This window comes from Pseudoflavonifractor sp. SW1122, from assembly GCF_012027765.1.
Lineage (GTDB): Bacteria > Bacillota > Clostridia > Oscillospirales > Oscillospiraceae > Enterenecus > Enterenecus faecium.
This window is the reverse complement of the sequence record NZ_SJOS01000046.1, coordinates 1-19,666: the sequence shown is the minus strand read 5'-3', so window position 1 is coordinate 19,666 and position 19,666 is coordinate 1. Positions and strand designations below refer to the sequence as shown.

At 60.8% G+C, this 19,666-nt stretch carries 6 protein-coding genes; 5 read left to right on the top strand and 1 reads right to left on the bottom strand.

All coding sequences use genetic code 11. The annotated features are described in order from the left end of the window. Positions 1 to 634: 634 nt before the first annotated feature. Entirely contained in the window at positions 635 to 1,633 is a 999-nt protein-coding gene (locus tag E0L15_RS09835) for an IS30 family transposase (RefSeq protein WP_168125454.1), read from the top strand. A 159-nt stretch (positions 1,634 to 1,792) separates the two neighbouring features. Here the strand turns inward: E0L15_RS09835 and E0L15_RS09830 are convergent, their stop codons facing one another. Next, positions 1,793 to 6,670: a right-handed parallel beta-helix repeat-containing protein gene (locus E0L15_RS09830; protein WP_168125453.1), complete on the bottom strand. Its 4,878-nt coding sequence runs from the start codon at positions 6,668 to 6,670 to the stop codon at positions 1,793 to 1,795. A 359-nt stretch (positions 6,671 to 7,029) separates the two neighbouring features. On the opposite strand from E0L15_RS09830, the gene E0L15_RS09825 reads away from it, so the two are divergent. The 4 genes from E0L15_RS09825 (at position 7,030) to E0L15_RS09810 (ending at position 18,974) form a co-directional block, all read left to right on the top strand. Further along, positions 7,030 to 8,187 carry a YibE/F family protein gene (locus E0L15_RS09825; protein WP_168125452.1) on the top strand — a complete coding sequence of 386 codons (1,158 nt, stop codon included), beginning with the start codon at positions 7,030 to 7,032 and terminating at the stop codon, positions 8,185 to 8,187. 31 nt (positions 8,188 to 8,218) lie between these two features. Continuing rightward, complete coding sequence (locus E0L15_RS09820) at positions 8,219 to 10,426, top strand: metallophosphoesterase family protein (RefSeq protein WP_168125451.1); 2,208 nt, start codon at positions 8,219 to 8,221, stop codon at positions 10,424 to 10,426. Positions 10,427 to 11,383: 957 nt separating this feature from the next. Next, positions 11,384 to 13,603: an ElyC/SanA/YdcF family protein gene (locus tag E0L15_RS12580; RefSeq protein WP_168125450.1), complete on the top strand. Its 2,220-nt coding sequence runs from the start codon at positions 11,384 to 11,386 to the stop codon at positions 13,601 to 13,603. Between the two features lie 472 nt (positions 13,604 to 14,075). Beyond that, a complete protein-coding gene (locus E0L15_RS09810; RefSeq protein WP_168125449.1) occupies positions 14,076 to 18,974 on the top strand; it encodes a discoidin domain-containing protein in 4,899 nt (1,632 codons plus the stop codon). Positions 18,975 to 19,666: the final 692 nt, after the last annotated feature.

Below are 19,666 nucleotides of genomic sequence, written 5' to 3'. Positions count from 1 at the left end.
GAGCTTTCTCCAATTTCTCAGGCTTCACCTCGTTCCCCTGGCGAGGGGAGACGCGCTCCGCTGGGGTCCATTTTGACTGGCCAAAATGGACGAAAAGCCACTTAGGGCGTTCCCCCCTAAGGACCTCCCTGGTGTACGAGGCTGGAACTGCGTCAAGTCTATGGTCGGCCCGTGACTCTTGCTGTGGCGCCTAGCCGTGCCACCACACCAGGTTACCCTGGGCAGCTGGCCCTATGGCTGGGTGCTTTCCACCTCCGGGCCTGCCCTGGTACAGCGGCGTTCCCGCCGCCGGGAGCCTGGCCCCCGGCAACTGGGAACAGTTGCACACCAGGGTAAGGCCCTGGCAGTAGAAGTACAACTACACAGAGGAACAGGTACTTTCTGTAGCATGTCCACGCCATCTATGTGACATGAACCACTCCAAGGGCCGAACACAGAACACTGCACCTTCCACTCAGTACCGCGGGGTGGATTCCACAAGGCGGGGGAAGGCCCCGCCTTTGGCGATTCTTTCCCCTCTTTCTCATCGTGGAGATTTACAATGCAAGTGCAACACCTAAAATAAAAGATGACCCATTGGGGAAATTCCTGTAAAATGGCAGTTGACGAGACAAACCATAAGGAGGAATCCCCAATGAGTCACTACCATCATCTTAGCATATCCGAGCGGGAAAGTATATGGGAAAATAAACTTTTGGGTAAGTCATTGCGAGAGATTGCCAAGGGCATAGGACGCTCCGTATCCACTGTAAGCCGGGAATTAAAACGTAACCAATTTGCTCGCTCCTATCGTCCATCTAAAGCCCAGGAAAAGTATCAAAAGAGGCGCAAACACTGTCGGAGGCACAAGATATTGGAGCAAACAGATATAAGAGAGAAAGTGGTTAACTTGCTTACCGGTCAACAATGGTCTCCAGAACAGATTTCCAAGCGCATAGAACTAGAACATGGGAGTCCAGTGGTCAGTTATAGCACCATCTACCGTGCGATCAAGACAGGCTATATGGAGCCAAAGGAACGGAAGAAAAAGAAACACGGGCGCTATTTTATGGAGCGTTATCTGCGCAGGAAGGGTTGGCGTGGTAAGAAAAAGGAGAAGCAAGAGAAGGCATATATTCACCGTGGAATTGAAGAGCGCCCTAGATCTGCGGAAAATCGCAGTCGTTTTGGACACTTTGAGGGCGATTTGGTGTATAGCAGCTGTCACAAGCTGTATATTGTCACACTGGTAGACCGACGCTCACGGTTCTTGCTCACCGGAATCAGTAAAACCAGAAAGGCTTCAGAAGTTGCGCAGGTCATGGCCTCGATGTTGGAGAAACTGCCCAACCGACTGCTGCGTAGCATTACTTTAGACCGTGGCTTTGAATTTGCAAATCACGCTGACATTACAGCTAAGATTCCAAATGCGCAGTTTTACTTTGCCCACCCTATGTGTCCCTGGGAGAGGGGAACAAACGAGAATACCAATGGCCTTCTGCGTCAGTATGTCCCTAAAAACACCTATAAAGTGCCGTTCTCTCCAGAGCTGCTGGAGGAATTCACGCATAAGCTAAATACCCGGCCTCGTAAATGCCTGGGATGGAAAACCCCTGCCGAAGTCTTTCGGAACAAAGTGTTGCACTTGACTTGACAATGCGCCCGCTGAGAAAGGGGGCCCAGCGGAGCGTCCCTGGAAGGACGCTGGTTTCCGCCGGGGAAATCGGAGAAGGGAACACATTCTGTCTAAGTTCGAAAACAGCAAAAAAGTACGGCCAGCATTTGCTGACCGTACTTTTCTATGATTTGGAGTTTAGCGACGGGTCTGCTTGCGCACCACCACGGCAGTGCTCAGCAGCAGCACCGCAGAGGCCAGAGCGGCCACGTACACCAGCAACTGAGACTGGTCGCCCGTCTGAGGCACCTTCTCAGGCTTCTGGGTGGCCTGGGGCTTGGCGGTGCTCTGAGGCTGGTTGGTGGCCTCAGGACTCTGAGAAGCTTCGGGCTTGTCGGTAGCCTCGGGAGCCTGGGTGGTCTCAGGCTTGTCAGTAGCCTCAGGAGCCTGGGAGGCCTCGGGTTGGTCCGTGACCTCGGGAGCACCATCGGCGGTGAGGCCATCCATGGCAGCGTTGAGGGCAGCCACAGCGGCGTCCACCGTTGCCTGGTCCTCCTCGGAGAGGGTCTGGTCGGCCATGACAGCCTGGGCGCTCTGGAGAGCGGAGTGGAACACGGCCACGGACTCGGCGGTGTAGCCGGTGAGGTCCATGCCCTCGGCCTGGTTCAGGAGGTTCTCCAGGACGGACTTGTCCGCCTTATAGCGCTGGGCTAGGATGGCGGCCAGCAGCTGGTCCACCACGGGCTCAATGTCCACATCCATGGCGTTCTCGTCGGCGAACACCTCCTTGGCCTTGGCCAGGGCGTCCACCAGCTGCTGCCAGTTGTCCGATACGTACTTGTCCACGTTCTCCACCATGCCCTCGGCACGGGCGATGAGCACTTCCAGCATGGCCTTGTCACCCTTGACCCAGTCCAGCTTGAGCACGGCGCGCATCAGCTTGCCGCAGGCGGCGTCCACCTCCAGCTGGGTGGCGGTGGCGTCGTCCAGCACGGCCTTGGCCTCGGTCATAGCCTCCTGATAGAACACGGCCACGGAGGGGATGAGGTTGCTGGTGTCCTGCTGGTCGGCATAGGTGTAGAGCTCGGCCAGGGCCTCCTTGTCCACGGTCTGCTGGGTCAGGTTGGCCATGGCATCATTCAGAGCGGTGACCGCGGCCTCCACAGCAGCCTGATTGCTCTCCTGCGCCAGCACGGCCTTGGCCTGGTCCAGAGCGGTGCGGAACGCGGCCACGGACTCGGCGGTGTAGCCGGTGAGGTCCATGCCCTCTGCCTTGGCCACCAGGTTCTCCAAAATGGCCCGGCTGGCCTTGTAGCGCTGGGCCAGGATGGCGGCCAGCAGCTGGTCCACCACGGGCTGGATGTCGCTGTCCATGGCGTTCTCGTCATTATAGACCTTCTTGGCCTGGTCCAGGGCGTCCAGCAGCTGCTGCCAGTTGTCTGTCACGTACAGGTCGGCGTGCGCCACCATCTGGTCGGCCCGGATGATGAGCAGCTCCAGCATGGCCTTGTCCCCGCGGACCCAGTTGAGCATGTGCACTGCACGCATCAGCTTGCCGCAGGCGGCATCCACCTCCAGCTGGGTGGCGTCGGGGTCATCCAGCACCGTCTTGGCCTCGGTCAGGGCCTCCTGATAGAAGGCGGCCACCGAGGGGATCAGGTTGCTGGTGTCCTGCTGGACGGCATAGTCGTACACGTATTGCAGGGCGTAGGTCTCCACAGGCCCCTGGGGCTGCGGGGCCATGGCCTCGTTGAGGGCGGCGGCAGCGGCGTCCACCTGGGCCTGGGTGGCGGTGGCGTCCACATACACCCGGCGTCCGGCCAGGGCTGCGGCCTCCACGGCCTGCCAGGCTTCGGGAGTGTAGTCGGCGCTGTTGAGGCCGTCGGCCTTGGTGAGGGCAGCGGCCAGGGCGGTGAGGTCGGCCAGCTGGGCCTGGTCACAGCCGAAGGTGAGGAAGTCGATGATGACGTTGTAGCTGTTGTTGGCGTTCTCGTTGTCGGTTCCGGTGTTGGTGATGGTCAGGCGGTACTGGTCGTTGGTCTCACCGGTCCAGGCAAACAGCTCTTGCTGGTCCAGCTTCTCGGCGTTGTAGCCGTCCACGGTCTGGGTGTGCACCACTTCGTTGTCGCTCAGGCGGGTGACGGTGAAGGTCATGATGGCCACGCCCACCGCCTTGCGGCCGTAGACCTGAACCTGGTTGCCGAAGAAGTCCACGGTCATGGACTCATTGGCGTTGGAGCACTTGAGCGCTTTGCCGCCGTCCAGAGTGGCGTCGGACAGGTTCACCCAGTTGCCGTTTTTCACCACCACGCTGTCCTCGGCGTTGACACGGGTGAGGGACAGGCCGTTCTTGGCGGTGGTGAGCAGGGTCACCATCTCGTCCACCTGGGCCTGGGTGTAGCCTTCGCCCTCCAGCAGGGCCTTGGCCTGGGCCAGGGTCTGCTGGAACACGTCCTGACGGGCCTCGCCATACTGGGTCAGGTCCAGACCCTCGCAGGCGGCAATGAGCCCGGTGAGGGCGCGGGTGTCCACGGCGGGGACGTTCACCTGGGGCTCTTGGCCCTGGGTGACGGAGACGGTGATGGAGTCGGTGACGGTCACCTCGTTGTAGGTGGCCTGGGCGGTGACGGTGTAGTCACCGGGGGCGGGGAAGGTGACGGTGTTGCCCTCCACGGTGGCCCCGTTGTTGGCGGTGTAGGTCACAGTGGCCTGGGGCTGCTGGGCCTGGCAGGTGCGGAAATACACGTGGGAGGCCAGGTCCACGGACACGGAGGTCTTGCCGTAGGGGATGACCTGGGCCATGGGCTGCTCCAATACCACGCCGGCGATGGCGTCGTTGTCGCAGCCGGGCTGGGTGGTCTCGGAGACGTTGGTGGTGAAGGAGACGAAGTTGGCGGCCTTGCCGTTCTCGGCGTTGTAGACGCGGATGGTGTAGGCCTCGTTGGTCTCAGACAGCTGGGCGAAGTCGTCCACGGTGATGGTGTCGGCGGTGGCGTTGTAGGTGTTCACAGTGACGGACTTCACTTCCTGGCCGTCCTGGTACGCTACCAGCTTCACGTTGCCGGCGCCGCCGCCCCGCTTGAGGGTGAAGGTGCCGCCGGTGCCCACCATGTCAAACTCCAGGTAGTTGCCCTCTTTCTTGGTGTAGATGACGCTCTTGGAGTTGAAGGTGGTGTTGACCCACTTGGTGTTGGACTCAGACACGGTCTCGTGGATGACCTGGGGCTGCTGGGTGCCGTCGGAGAGGTACTTGGTGACCTCGTTGGGGGTGTAGGTCTGGGACACAGCCGCGGCCTGGTGACCGGCCCCGGCGATGGCGCCCAGGTTCAGGGTGTCCAGGCTGCCGCCCAGAATGTCCTGGCCGCCGTTGTTGTCCACCGCCACGCCAGCGCCCACATAGGGGGAGTTAGCGGTGAGGGAGGCGTTCACCAGAGCCTGGTCCCGGGTCAGGCCAAAGAGGTTGGACCCGCCCACAAACTGGGGATCGTCGGTGTGCTGGTTGGCATCCGTGGGGGCCACACAGCCGATGTACACGTTGTTGTCAAAGGAGGAGTTGGCGCCGGGGTAGAAGCAGTCCTTGCGATTGGCCACGGCGGAGTTGGTGAAGTACCAGATGTTGTTGGTGTAGTCCACCTCGTCTCCCTGGTACACGGCGTGGCAGTCCTTGTTGGACAGGAAGGTGTTGTTGTACACCTTGGCGCTCTCCAGCTTGGTGGTAGAGGTCTCACCCACCGCCACGATCTGGGCGTTGTGGGCGGTAAACACCCCGCTGTCATTCACCGACAGGTTGAAGCGGATGGTGTTGTTGCGGTTGTAGGAGTTCTGGCGGACGTGGAGCATGTAGCCGCCGCCGTAGTTGTCGTGGGTGTAGTTGTACTGGATGACGCCGTCTCGGGTCATGTCGTCCAGGTTGAAGGCCATGCCGTCGTTGCCGTTGACGCCATTGCACACCTCGTTGTACTGGAACACCATGCCGTTGGCCCGGTCACACCAGATGCCGCAGCCGTAGCCCTCGTAGGTGCTCTGGAAGGTGTCCACCTTGTTGTACTCCACCAGCACCCCGTTGGTGTAGATGGGGATGATGCCGGAGCGGGTGACATTGTGGATGTCGTTGCCCCGGATGACCACGTTGGTGTGGCGGAAGGCCACGTCGTCCAGGGTGCCCTTGACGTTGGTGGTGGTGATGCCGTTGGCCTGGCAGTTCTCCACGGTGTTGTTCTCAATGAGAATGTCGTTGAAGGTGGTGATCTGCTTGGTCTCATCCAGCTCCTGCACCGGGACGTTGAACTCGTTTTTGCTCTCCGGCAGCCGGGCGGTGTAGGTGACAAAGTTGATGCCGCCGGTGCGGTGGGTGGTACGAGCGCCCCAGAAGGTATTGGTGGTGTTGGGGTTGGTCTGGTCCTCGTCGGTAAAGCCGTCGGTGGGGCTTCCGTCGGGGTTGGTGGGCACCACGGGGTAGATGTCGTCCTGACCGTTGTAGCCCCGCACGTCGTGGACGTAGCAGTTGCGGATGTAGATGTGGTCAATGACCCCGTAGTCATAGCCCTCCACCCGGATGCCGCTGCGGTCCCGGTTGACGTTGTCCCCCTGGTTTTTCACTTCCAGGTTGTTAATCTCGATGTACTCCTGGTTGTACAGGTACACCGCAGCGCCGATCTGGTCCCCGGTCTCCCCGGTGAAGGGGCCCTGCCAGTCCTTGACCTGGGGCATGAAGTAGGCGCCGTTGCCGTCGATGAGGGGCTTGTCCCCCTCGCCGTACATGTCGATGACAATGGGGTAGCCCTCGCAGCCGGAGCCCTTGGGCCACAGGGTGCCGGTGTACTGGGTACCGGCCTTGATGAGAATCTGGTCTCCGGGCTGGAAGGTCTTGGCGTTGATGTCCTCCAGGCTGTCAAAGGCATTGGCCGGGGTCAGGCCGTCCCCGTCGGTCTTGCCAATGGAGGCGTCCAGATAGTAGGTGGTGCCGTAGGAGGTGTCCTGTTTGGGCTGGGCCTGGGAGTTGCCCGCCACAGCGGGAACGGCCAGGGATACCGTCAGGGCGCCTGCCAGCAGCAGACTCAAGGATTTTTTCAGCATGGTATCATCCTTTCTCTTCTCTCCGCGAGGCCGTACCCCGGCCTCTGGGTGCTTATCTCTCATGATACCACGCCTGTGGGCGGGATGTATATACACTTTATATATAGAACTCGTTTTTTGTATAAATTGTCAGAATCCCCAACTCTGGCTTGGCGGTTCTGCCCAGTTCCATTCCCGAATTTTTGAATTTTGGTGGTGAAAACTGTCATTCCTGGATTTTTCAATTTATATCAATGAATTTAGGAACTATTTTTCTGAATTTGCAAGATCTTTACATTGGTTTTACCGACGCAAGATAGCGTTTGCCACCTCCAGGCGAGTAGGATGATGTACAGCGAAGACAAGGAAGGAGTTTCTCCATGCAAATCATCCACAACCCCCGGTTTGGGCAGCGTATTCTGGCAATTTTCGTTTGTTTGGTCACCGCCGTGCTGGCCTTTATGCCCTCGGTGTCGGTGTCCTTTCAAAGCTTGGTGTCTGACACCGTCTCCTATATCCCCGGCACCGTGCTGGAGGTGGTGGAGGAGGACCTCACCCCCAGCGATTTGAAGGGCGGCCCCCAGCTGGGGGAGCAGACCCTCACCATTGAGCTCAAGGACGGCTCCCAGATCACCCTCACCAACTACCTCACCAATACCCACAACATCCTGGCCCGTGAGGGGATGCGGGTGGTGGTGTGTGTGGACGCCCCGGAAAACGTGGAGCCTTACTACACCCTCTACCAGTACGACCGCAGCGTGGGCCTGGGGGTGGCGGTGGCCATCTTCCTGCTGTTGATGTTGCTGGTGGGCGGGGAAAAGGGCTTTTACGCCACTCTGGCTCTGGCCTTCTCTCTGGTGTTCCTGCTGAAGATCACCGTGCCGGTCATCTACTCCGGCGGCTCCCCCATTCTGGCGGGGCTGGCCATGGTGCTGGTGTCCACAGCCGTCACCGTCTTTCTCATCTACGGCCTGTCCCCCCGAGGGGTGCTGGGCATCGGGGTGGTGCTGGCAGGCGAGTTTGTGGCCTGTGGGCTGTTTCTCCTCTTTTCCCTACTGCTCCACCTGTCCGGGTTTAAGAGCAGCGATGCAGAAAACCTGTTGGTGGCCGCCCAGAACACGGGCCTGAACATCTCCACGGTGCTCTTTGCCGCCACCATGATCGCCTCCCTGGGCGCTGTGATGGACGTGGCGGTGTCCCTGTTGTCCGCTCTGTGGGAGGTGCGCCTGGCCGACCCGGACATCACCGGGCGTGGGCTGTGGCGGGCCGGGCTGCGCATGGGCGGGGACATGATCGGCACCATGAGCAACACCCTGATTTTTGCCTTTGCCGGCGGCTCCCTCACCACCCTGCTGGTGCTGATGACCTACGGCACCGACCCCGTGCAGCTGCTCCACTCCGACTACATCGCCCTGGAGCTGGCCCACGGCCTGTGCGGCACCTGTGCCGTCATCCTCACCGTCCCCCTGGCCTCCCTGGTCTCGGCAGCAGTGTATCCCAAGTGGAGAACCCCTGAGTTGTCTCAGGTTTCTCAATAAAGTTGTAAGAATGTCAGTAAGGAGAGAAAGTATGTTACACAAAAACGCAAAGAAAGTGATCTCCGGCGTCCTCGGCACCTGCCTGGTGCTCCAGCTGGCCGCCCTGCCCTCTCTGGCTCAGTCCTCCGACGTCCCCGACCAGACCCAGACCGCTGTCACCGCTCAGGAGAACAGCGGGGTCCAGACTCTGGCCAGCACCAGCTTCACCGACGTGCTGCTGAGCGTGGGCGCCAATAACACCCAGATGAACGCCACCTGGTATGCCGCCCAGGAGGGGGCTGGCTACGTGCTGGTGGCCAAGCAGAGCCAGCTGGTGAACGGCGCTATGCCCGAGAATGCCGCCAAGTTTGATGCCACCTCCACCCCCGCCAACGAGAGCGGCAAGTGGTCCAACCAGGCCACCATCACCGGCCTGGAGCCCGGCACCGTCTACGCCTATCAGCTGGTGAATGGGGAGGAGAAGTCCGACGTGGCCACCTTCACCACCGCCACCAACGGCGCGTTCTCCTTTGCCTTTGCCGGTGACCCCCAGATTGGCGCCAGCGGCAACGCCGACAGCGACACCCAGGGCTGGGACAAGACCCTGGGCATCATCGCCGACAGCACCCAGTTTGACGGGGTGGACTTCCTCCTCTCCGCCGGTGACCAGGTGAACACCGCCAACAACGAGGACCAGTACAACGGCTACCTGGACCACGACGAGCTGCTGAGCCTGCCCGTGGCCACCGTCGTGGGCAACCACGACTCCTCCAGCAACGCCTATGACCAGCACTTCAACGTGCCCAACGAGTCCGAGCTGGGCGTCACCAACGCCGGCGGCGACTACTGGTTTGTGTACAACAATACCCTGTTTTTGGCTCTGAACAGCAACAGCATGTCCACCGCCGAGCACAAGGCCTTCATGGAGCAGGCCATCGCCGAGGCCGGTGACGTGGACTGGAAGGTGGTCACCTTCCACCACTCCGTCTACTCCGTGGCCAGCCACGCCGTGGATGGCGACATCCTCCAGCGCCGTGAGGCTCTGGTGCCCGTGTTCGAGGACCTGGACATCGACGTGGTGCTCATGGGCCACGACCACGTGTACGTGCGTACTTACATGATGGACGGCCTGACCCCCATCACCGCGTCTGACAAGTACACCGACCAGGACGGCGACGGCATCCCTGAGTCCGTCACCAACCCCGACGGCATCCTGTATGTCACCGCCAACTCCGCCTCTGGCTCCAAGTTCTACACCATCCAGAGCACCAAGTATGAGTACTCCGCCGTCCAGAACCAGGAGCGGGTGCCCAACGTGTCCCGTGTGGACGTGTCTGAGGACGCCTTCACCATCACCACCTACCGCACCAGCGACATGAGCGTGGTGGACACCTTCACCATCAACCGTGAGACCGCCAACACCAGCCTGCTGGAGTACGCTTACAACTACGCTCTGGACGCTCTGGAGCAGGCCACCACCAACCTGATCCCCGCTGTGGCTGAGAAGTTCCAGGCTGCCATGGACAACGCCAAGGCCGTGCTGAACAACGCCAACGCCTCCCAGGCTGAGGTGAACGCCGCCTTTGACCAGCTGGTGGAGGCCATCCACATGCTCAGCTTCACCCGCGGCGACAAGACCATGCTGGAGATGCTCATCACCCGGGCTGACGGCATGATGGAAGACGCCGACAAGTACGTCACCGACACCTGGCAGCAGCTGGTGGACGCCCTGGACAAGGCCAAGGACGTGTACGCCGACGAGAATGCCATGACCGGCGACATCCAGCCCGCCGAAGAGGCCCTGCTGAATGCCATCCTGGCCCAGCGCTACAAGGCCGACAAGTCCATCCTGGAGGACCTCATCGGTGAGGCTAAGGGCATCGACCTCACCGGCTACACCGCCGAATCCGTGGCCACCTTCCGCACGGCTCTCCAGAACGCTCAAGCTGTCATGGCCGACGAGACCCTCACCGAGGACGACCAGGCTACCGTGAACGCCGCTGTGGCCGCTTTGAGCGACGCCATGAACGGCCTCACCGCCGGTGGCGCTCCCGAGACCACCGACAAGCCCGAGGCCTCCCAGGCTCCTGAGGCCACCGACAAGCCTCAGAGCACCGACAAGCCCCAGACCACCCAGAAGCCCGAGAGCAACGTGCCTCAGACTGGTGACAATGCCCAGCTGGGCCTGATGCTCAGCGCTCTGGTGCTGTCCGCCGCTGGCATGGGTGCTGTTGTAACCCTGCGTAAGCGTCGCAGCTAATTCCCAATCAAGTGAGAAAGTACGGTCAGAGAAATCTGGCCGTACTTTTTTGCATCAAAAGCCTCCCTTGTGTAAAGGGAGGTGGCCCGGCGTAAGCCGGGTCGGAGGGATTGACTTTCTCCGAGGACTCGGGTCCGGCTTGCCAGCCTGGCAGGGACGCTCCGCTGGGGTGACTTTCTGCCGCCAGAAAGTCACCAAAGACCGCCAAAGGCGGGGTCTTCCCCCGCCTTGTGGAATCCACCCCGCGGTACGGGGAGCCCCTGCGTCCTCCTCTTTTCGGCCCTTGGTCCGTCGGGGTCACATAGATAGCATGGCAATTCTTTTGTAAGTGTCAGCTTCTACGGCAAGTAAAACTTCTACCACCAGGGCCTTACCCTGGTGAGCCGCTGTTCCCAGCTATCGGCGGTATGGCTCCCGGCGGCGGAAACGCCGCTTTTCCTTAAGTAGGCCCGGACATGGAAACCGCCCAGCTGTAGGGCCAGTTGCCCAGGGGGCCTGGTGTGGTGGCAGGAACAGGAGCCACAGCAAGGGTGACGGGCCGAATCCAGGCTTGACGCAGTTCCAGCCTCGTACCCCAGGGAGGTCCTTAGGGGGGAACGCCCTAAGTGGCTTTTCGTCCATTTTGGCCAGTCAAAATGGACCCCAGCGGAGCGCGTCTCCCCTCGCCAGGGGAACAAGGCGATGCCTGAGAAATTAGAGAAGAACAGACTATAGATTGGATGAATATAACAGCGCGAGGAATTTGTGACCAAGAAAATATGTGCTCTTTGTACAAAATTGGGTGACTGAAATTTGGTGCGGATGTGGATAGACGTGCCCAGGCCAGTCTGTTACCATCTAGGTACAAAGGTGTAGCTCCAAATTCTCCGAAGGGAGGCGTATGGGGGATGCAGAGGGTAAGTTTCCGCCCATAACCGGACCATTTATGTGTGAAGAGATGCAAAGGAGGTCACTTCCATGAAATCCTGTAAACGAGTTCTATCCCTGTTCATCAGTTTTTGCCTGCTGATTTCGGTGTCTGTGTTGGCCGCCCCGGTCACCCAGGCTGACACACCCGAGTCGGCACAGACCTATGTTTCCGACCTCATCGCCTACTATCGGGACTACCAGGAGGACGCCACCACCGACATCATGCGCACCCTGGACCAGCTGAAAAAGGTGGATGAGGGCCAATATGAGGCCTGGTCCAAGATCATGGACTACTGGAGCTACATCAACACCGAGATGAAAGTAAACATCGGGGTCACCGAGGACGGCCTGCCCCAGGACGACAGCCTGTGTATCGTCATTCTGGGCTTTGCCCTCAATCCCGACGGCACCATGAAGGAGGAGCTCATCCACCGCCTGGAGGCCGGTCTGGCCTCTGCGGAGAAGTACCCCAACGCCTACGTGGTGGTCACCGGCGGCGGCACCGCCGCAGAGAACCCCAATGTCACCGAGGGTGGCCTCATGGGCGAGTGGCTGCTGGAGCACGGCCTGGACGAGAGCCGCCTCATTGTGGAGAACCGTGCCCCCTCCACCGTGGGCAATGCGGAGAACACCTTTAAAATCCTCACCGAGGAGTATCCCCAGGTGAAGAACATCGTCATGGTCACCAGCGACTACCATGTGCCCCGCGGCTGCATCCTGTTCTACTCCAAGTTTGTACTGTCCGCTCTGGCCAGCGGCAAGGAGCCGTTGAACATCGTCTCCAACGCCGGATGCTACACCGGCAGCCAGGGCTATGAGTCCATCGCCCTCCAGGCCAGCGGCGTGGCCTCCGTGGCCGGGGTTCAGGTGTCCGCCGACAAGCGGCCCCTGTCCACCCCCTCCTACCTCACCGTCAAGCAGAACAGCCCCTATGCCGCCGGAGAGGACCTGGACCTCACCGTCACCGCCTACTATGACTCCGGCTACTCCCGCAACGTCACCGACCTGGTGGAGATCTTCGACTTTGACCCCGCCGCCGGACCCGGCCAGTCCATTCTGCTCAAGTACACCGAGAACGGCGTCACCCGTCAGGCCACCTGCACCCTGCTGGGTGAGGAGGAGATGACCCACGCCTCCGCCCTCATTGCCCACCTCATCGCCTACTACCGGGACTACCAGGAGAGCGCCACCACCGACATTATGCGCACCTTGGACGAGCTGAAGACGGTGGACGTGAACCAGTATGAGGCCTGGTGCAAGATCATGGACTACTGGAGCTACATCAACACCGAGATGAAGGTGAACATCGGCGTCACGGCCGACGGTCTGCCCCAGGACGACAGCATGTGCATCGTCATTCTGGGCTTCGCCCTCAACGACGACGGCACCATGAAGGAAGAGCTCATCCACCGCCTGGAGGTGGGTCTGGCCTCCGCCAAGAAGTACCCCAACGCCTATGTGCTGGTCACTGGCGGCGGCACCGCGGCCAACAACCCCAACGTCACCGAGGGTGGCCTTATGGGTGAGTGGCTGCTGGAGCAGGGCCTGGATCCCGATCGGCTCATTGTGGAGAACCGGGCCCCTGACACCGTGGGCAACGCCCTGAACACCTTCAACATCCTCACCTCCAAGTATCCCCAGGTGAAGAACATCGTCATGGTCACCAGCGACTACCACGTGCCACGCGGCTGCCTGCTGTTCTACTCCAAGTTCGTGCTGGCAGCCCTGGAGAGCGGACAGGAGCCGTTGAACATCGTCTCCAACGCCGGCTGTGACACCGGAAGCCAGGGCTATGAGACCATCGCCCTCCAGGCCTACGGTCTGAGCACCGTGGCCGGGGTGGACGTGCCCGCCGATCAGCTGACCCTGTCCAAGCTCACCGGCATCGCCGTCCAGCAGAATGCCCCCTACACCGATGGCGGCAAGCTGGACCTCACCGTCACCGCCACCTATGACTCCGGCTACTCCCGGGATGTCACCACGCTGGCCACCGTCTCCGACTTTGAGGCCGCCGGCGACACCGTCACCGTCACCTACCAGGAGAACGGCGTCACCTGCACCGCCACCCTCACCGTCCAGGGCGAGCAGCCCCAGGTGACTCCCACCCCCGCCCCCGAGGTCACCGACAAGCCTCAGGTCACCCAAAAGCCTGAGAACGTGCCTCAGACCGGCGACGACGCCACCGTCACCCTCTACGTGGTGACTCTGGCCGCCTCTCTGGCCCTGTTGGGGGGCGCCGTTGTGGTGCATCGCCGCCGTCAGCGCTAATTGGCCGCAGGTTAGTAATTTGCTCCAAAAACTGCTGAGAAGCGGGCTTTCGCTTCTCAGCAGTTCCTATTTTTAATAAAAATTGCCTATTTTGCCCCTGGGGATTGTGTGAAACACCGCAACGAGGCAGACCACACAGGTGGAAAACTTGTGAAAAATGCATAGAATTTTCCCGATGGGTTTGGCTGTTCCGTCTGTGGACAGGTGAAAATTGGTCTGTTATCATTACTATAAAGGCAATAGATTCGGCACACAGCCGACGGTTTCCCCACTGGGGGTGGAACTGTCGGCCATTGGGATGTTACTGTTCAATCAGGCATAACCACATGTGTCACTGCTTCGGACGAGAGGAATGGGTGATGGGACCTTCAGATTGAGGCAGTGGGCGTGTGGTTATTCTTTTTTGGGCGGAAGACATCCGGCGAAGCTTGCCCTAAGTACACGAAAAGATAGGAAGGAAGAGGTGTAACGTATGAAGAAGTCCCTGAAGCGCGGACTGGCCGCACTGTTGGCAGCTGTGATGCTCACCAGCGGTCTGGCCGCATCGGCGGCAGCTCAGCCCAAGGCGGACAATGTGAATCTGGCCCGCCTGGACGGCGTGGTAGCCACTGCCTCCGACACCGAGACCGACAAGTTCCCCCCCTCTGCCACCATTGACGGCAACTATGAGGATACCTCCCGCTGGGGAACCAACAACGATGGCAAGGGCACCACCGAGCGCTGGCTCCAGCTGGACCTGGGCGCCCGGTACTCCATCGACAGCTTTAAGGTATTCTGGGAGAAGACCAACATCCAGGACTACACCATTGAGACCTCCACCGATGGCTCTGAGTGGACCCAGCAGGTGGTGGTCACCGGCGCTGCTGCCGCCCGTGAGGTGGAGCACCAGCTGGAGAACGCTGTGGTGGCCCGCTATGTGCGTCTGAGCGTCACCAAGTACGGCCAGGCTGTGGCCAATTGGTGGAACGTGGGCGTGCGTGAGTTCGAGGTGTACGGCAACGATGAGGTGGTTCCCGTCATCGGCAACCTGGCCCGCCTGAGCGGCGTCACCGCCACTGCCTCCGACACCGAGACCGACAAGTTCCCCCCCTCCGCCACCATCGATGGCAACTATGATGAGGCCTCCCGCTGGGGTACCAACAACGATGGAAAGGGTACCACCGAGCGCTGGCTCCAGCTGAACCTGGGCGAGGAGCGCACCATCACCGGCTTCAAGGTGTTCTGGGAAAAGACCAACATCCAGACCTACTACATCGAGACCTCCACCAACGGCACCGACTGGACCCAGCAGGTGTTTGTGGAGTCTGCCGATGGTACTCTGGAGCCCGAGCACCAACTGACTGAGGCTGTCACCGCTCAGTATGTGCGTCTGCGTGTGACCAAGTACGGCGAGGCTGTGTCCAACTGGTACAACGTGGGTGTGCGGGAGTTTGAGGTGTACGGCCACATGCCCGAGGATGCTGGCAGCGATGTGGTGAAGCTCCCCGAGGGCACCAACATCGCTCGTCAGAACGGCGTGATCGCCTCCGCCACCAACGTGGAGAGCGGCACCTCCTTCACCGCTGACAAGGCTCGTGACGGCGACAAGACCTCCAAGAGCTCCCGTTGGGCCACCGACATCGGCGTGAAGAACCCCACCATCACCTACAACCTGGGCAACACCTACATGGTGGGCAGCGTCATTCTCTACTGGGAGAGCAACAACCCCGACAAGTGGTATGTGCAGACCTCCATGGACGGTGAGCAGTGGACCACCCAGAAGACCTTTGAGGGCAAGCTGACCAGCGGCGCTCCCATCCAGACCGTGAACTTTGAGAGCATTGTGGAGGCCCGCTATGTCCGGGTGTGGGTGGAGAAGTACAGCAGCGCCACCTGGAACAACGTGGCTCTGTACGAGTTTGAGGTGTACCAGGAGGAGTCCGAGGTGGTGGTCACCCCCGCCAACACCGCTGCCGCTCTGGCCCAGAGCGTCCAGATTCAGGACGGTAAGGTGGTCATGACCGGCGAGGTGCCCGAGAAGTACACCGCCACCTGGGGCTGCAACTACGAGCAGGTGGTGGATGCCTCCGGCGCCATCCACACCCCCCTGGTGGATACCACCGTGGAGATCTCCGTCACCGTGCGTGACAAGAACGACACCACCACCTGTGGCTCCGCCACCGTGGAGCTTGACATCCCCGGCGTCAACTCCGCCAACGAGGGTAACGCCAAGCCCGCCGTGGTGCCTGAGCTGGCCCAGTGGTACTCCGCTGCCGACCAGAAGGGTCTGACCTATGCCATCACCGCCGACAGCCGCATCGTGGCCGACGAGACCTATGCCTCCGTGGCTCAGGAGCTCCAGGCCGACCTGAAGGACCTGTTCGGCCTGACCCTCCCCATCGTCAACGACACCCCCAAGGCCGGCGACATCAGCCTGGTGTACCACGATCAGGCTGGCTTCGACAAGGAGACCTACAACATGGTGGTCACCGACCAGGTGGTCATCCAGGCCAACGACGCCACCGGCGCCTACTGGGGCACCCGCTCTGTGCTCCAGGCCCTGCAGCTGTCCGGTAACCTGACCATCGCCCAGGGTACCGCCTGTGACTACCCCGAGTTTGAGAACCGTGGCTTCATGCTGGACGTGGGCCGTAAGCCCTACTCCATGGAGACTCTGAAGACCATCTCCAAGACCATGGCCTGGTACAAGATGAACAGCTTCCATGTGCACCTGAGCGACAACCTCATCTTCATGGAGGACTACTACAAGGCCGGCGAGGATGAGGATGGCATCCGTCAGGCTTACCAGGGCTACCGCCTGGAGTACTCCGATGAGGGCCTGACCTCCAAGGACTACTACTACACCAAGGCCGAGTTCAAGGAGTTTATGAGCTACTCCCGTGCCCTGGGCGTGGATATTATCCCCGAGCTGGACGTGCCCGCCCACGCTCTGTCCATCACCAACTACATCATGTACACCCTGAAGCAGCCCGACCTGGTGCTCCACCAGATCGACACTGCCCACCCCTGGGTGGACCATGTGGATGTCAGCAAGCAGGAGGGCATCGACATCATCAAGGAGATCTACGACGAGTACATCGACGAGGACATCTTCGATGAGAACACCATCGTCCACATCGGCGCCGATGAGTTCTATGCCAGCCACCCCGCCTACCGCAACTTCCTCATTCAGATGATCGACTACATCGAGAACGTGAAGCATCGTCAGGTCCGGGTCTGGGGCAGTTTGACCTCTATGAGCGGCGGCGAGGGCTATAAGTTCGGCCCCGAGCACGTTCAGGGCGCTCAGATGAACATCTGGAACACCGGATGGGCCAATCCTCAGCAGATGTTCAACCTGGGCTTCGGCCTGGTCAACACCATTGACGGCTACCTGTACATGGTGCCCAGCGGCAACGGCAGCGTGGGCGGCTATGGCGACTGGCTGAATTCCCAGAGCCTGTACAACTCTTGGGAGCCCGAGAACATGGGCGGTACCTGGATCCCCTCCGGCTCCGCTCAGATGCTGGGCGCCTGCTACGCCATCTGGAACGACAACATTGACACCCGTGCCGCTGGCATCAACGAGACGGATACCTATTCCCGGTTCGTGGACGCTCTGCCCTACCTGGGCACCAAGATGTGGGGCACTGGCGGCAACGGCCTGGACCGTGACTACGCCACCCTGAAGGCCGACGTGGCCACCCTGGGCGCTGCCCCCAACACCAACCCCTATCACACCATCGACCTGGCTGAGGGCACTCAGGAGTACGCTCAGTATTCCTTCACCGACACCCAGGACCGCTCCGGCAACGGCCGTGACCTGACCCTCACCGGCGCCACCCTCACCGACGGCACCCTGACCCTCACCGGGGACAGCTCCTACGCCTCCACCGGTCTGGACGTCATGGGCCCCAAGAACACCGTGTCCCTGCGGCTGTTTAAGGCCAGCACCTCCAACTCCGGCGAGCAGATCATCCTGGAAGCCGACGCCGCCTACGGCGAGACCACCATCAAGGCCATCGCCAATGAGGACGGCACCTGGAAGCTGGGCTTTGCCCGTGAGCTGTATGAGTACGAGTTCGACTATGACCTGCCCTGCGATGAGTGGGTGGAGCTGACCGTCACCAACGAGGGCAACAAGACCTACCTGCAGGTGGACGGCCAGAAGATCGCCGCTGTGGGTTACTTCCTCCCCGACGAGCACGCCACCACCCAGTTCATGGGCAAGACCGGCATCACCTACTCCTCCTTCAACATTCCCGTGGCCCGCATCGGCTCTGAGACCAACTCCTTTGTGGGTCAGGTGGACGACGTGATGTTCTACGCCAACGGCGTGACTCCCACCGCCAAGCACCAGGTGACCTTCAACTCCATGGGCGGCTCCGCTGTGGAGGCCGTGGTGGTGGTCGATGGCCAGACCGTGGCTCAGCCCGAGGCTCCCGTGATGGAGGGCTACACCTTCGCCGGCTGGTACACCGACGAGAACTGCACCACCGCTTACGACTTTGACACCGCTGTCACTGCCGACATTACCCTGTACGCCAAGTGGACTGCCAACGAGCCCGCCGACACCACTCTGCTCAAGGACATCTATGACAGAGCTGCGGCGGAGGACTACTCCAACCTCATCGACAGCGCCAAGGCCTACTATGAGCAGGCTCTGGCCGATGCCAAGGCCATCCTGGACAATCCCAGCGCCTACACCCAGGCTCAGGTGGAAGAGGTCACCGACCGTCTGCTCAACGCCGTGTGGATGCTGGACTGGGTCAAGGGCAACCCCGCCGCCCTCCAGCTCCTGGTGGACCGCGCCAACCAGATGATGGACAACGCGGACAAGTATGTCTCCGACAACTGGCAGCTGCTGGTGGACGCTCTGGCCGATGCCGAGAAGATCCTGGCCGAGGCTGGCGACACCATGCAGGGTGCAATGGACGATGCCGCTGACGCTCTGCTCAATGCCATCCTGGCCCAGCGCTACAAGGCGGACAAGTCCATCCTGGAGGACCTGATCGGCAAGGCCGAGGGCATCGACCTGACCGGCTACACCGCCGAGTCCGTGGCCACCTTCCGCACGGCTCTCCAGAACGCTCAGGCTGTCATGGCCGACGAGACCCTCTCCGAGGACGACCAGGCTACCGTGAACGCTGCTGTGGCTGCCCTCAGCGACGCCATGAACGGCCTCACCGCCGGCGGCGCTCCCGAGACCACCGACAAGCCCGAGGCCTCCCAGAAGCCTGAGACCACCGACAAGCCTCAGGCCACCGAGAAGCCCGAGAAGGTGCCTCAGACTGGCGACCAGTCTCTGCTGCTGGTGTATGTGGCCATCCTGGCCTCCACCGTGCTGCTGCTGAGCACTGCCGTGGTGGTGCGCAAGCAGACCCGTCGCTAAGCTCTAGAACTACAAAAAGTACGGTCAGCTTCGGCTGACCGTACTTTTTTACTTCAAAAGCCTCCCTTGTGTAAAGGGAGGTGGCCCGGCGTAAGCTGGGTCGGAGGGATTGTCCTGCTCCAATTTCCTGGGTAGAACCCAGCGCCCTTCCAGGGACGCTCCGCTGGGGTCCATTTTGAGTGGCCAAAATGGACGAAAAGCCACTTAGGGCGTTCCCCCCTAAGGACCTCCCTTGGGGTACGAGGCTGGGCCTGCGTCAAGTCTAGGTTCGGCCCGTCACCCTTGCTGTGGCGCCTAGTCGTGCCACCACACCAGGCTATCCTGGCAGCTGGCCCTACAGCTGGGTGGTTTTCATGTCCGGGCCTATCTTGGAGAAGCGGCGTTCCCGCCGCCGACCGCTGGGGACAGCGGCTCACCAGAGTAAGGCCCTGGCGATAGAAGCACTGTCTGCCAGAGAAGCAGGTACTTTCTGTAGAAGTTCCACACCATCTATGTGACCCTACCAGCCCAAGGGCCGAAGCAAGGAGGACGCAGGTGCATCCAGTACCGCGGGGTGGATTCCACAAGGCGGGGGAAGGCCCCGCCTTTGGCGATTCTTTCCCCGATTTCTCATCGGGGAGAAATCGGGCCCAGCGGAGCGTCCCCGGCTGGGGCGCTGGGTTTTGCCTGAGAAATTGGAGAAGAACAAGTTT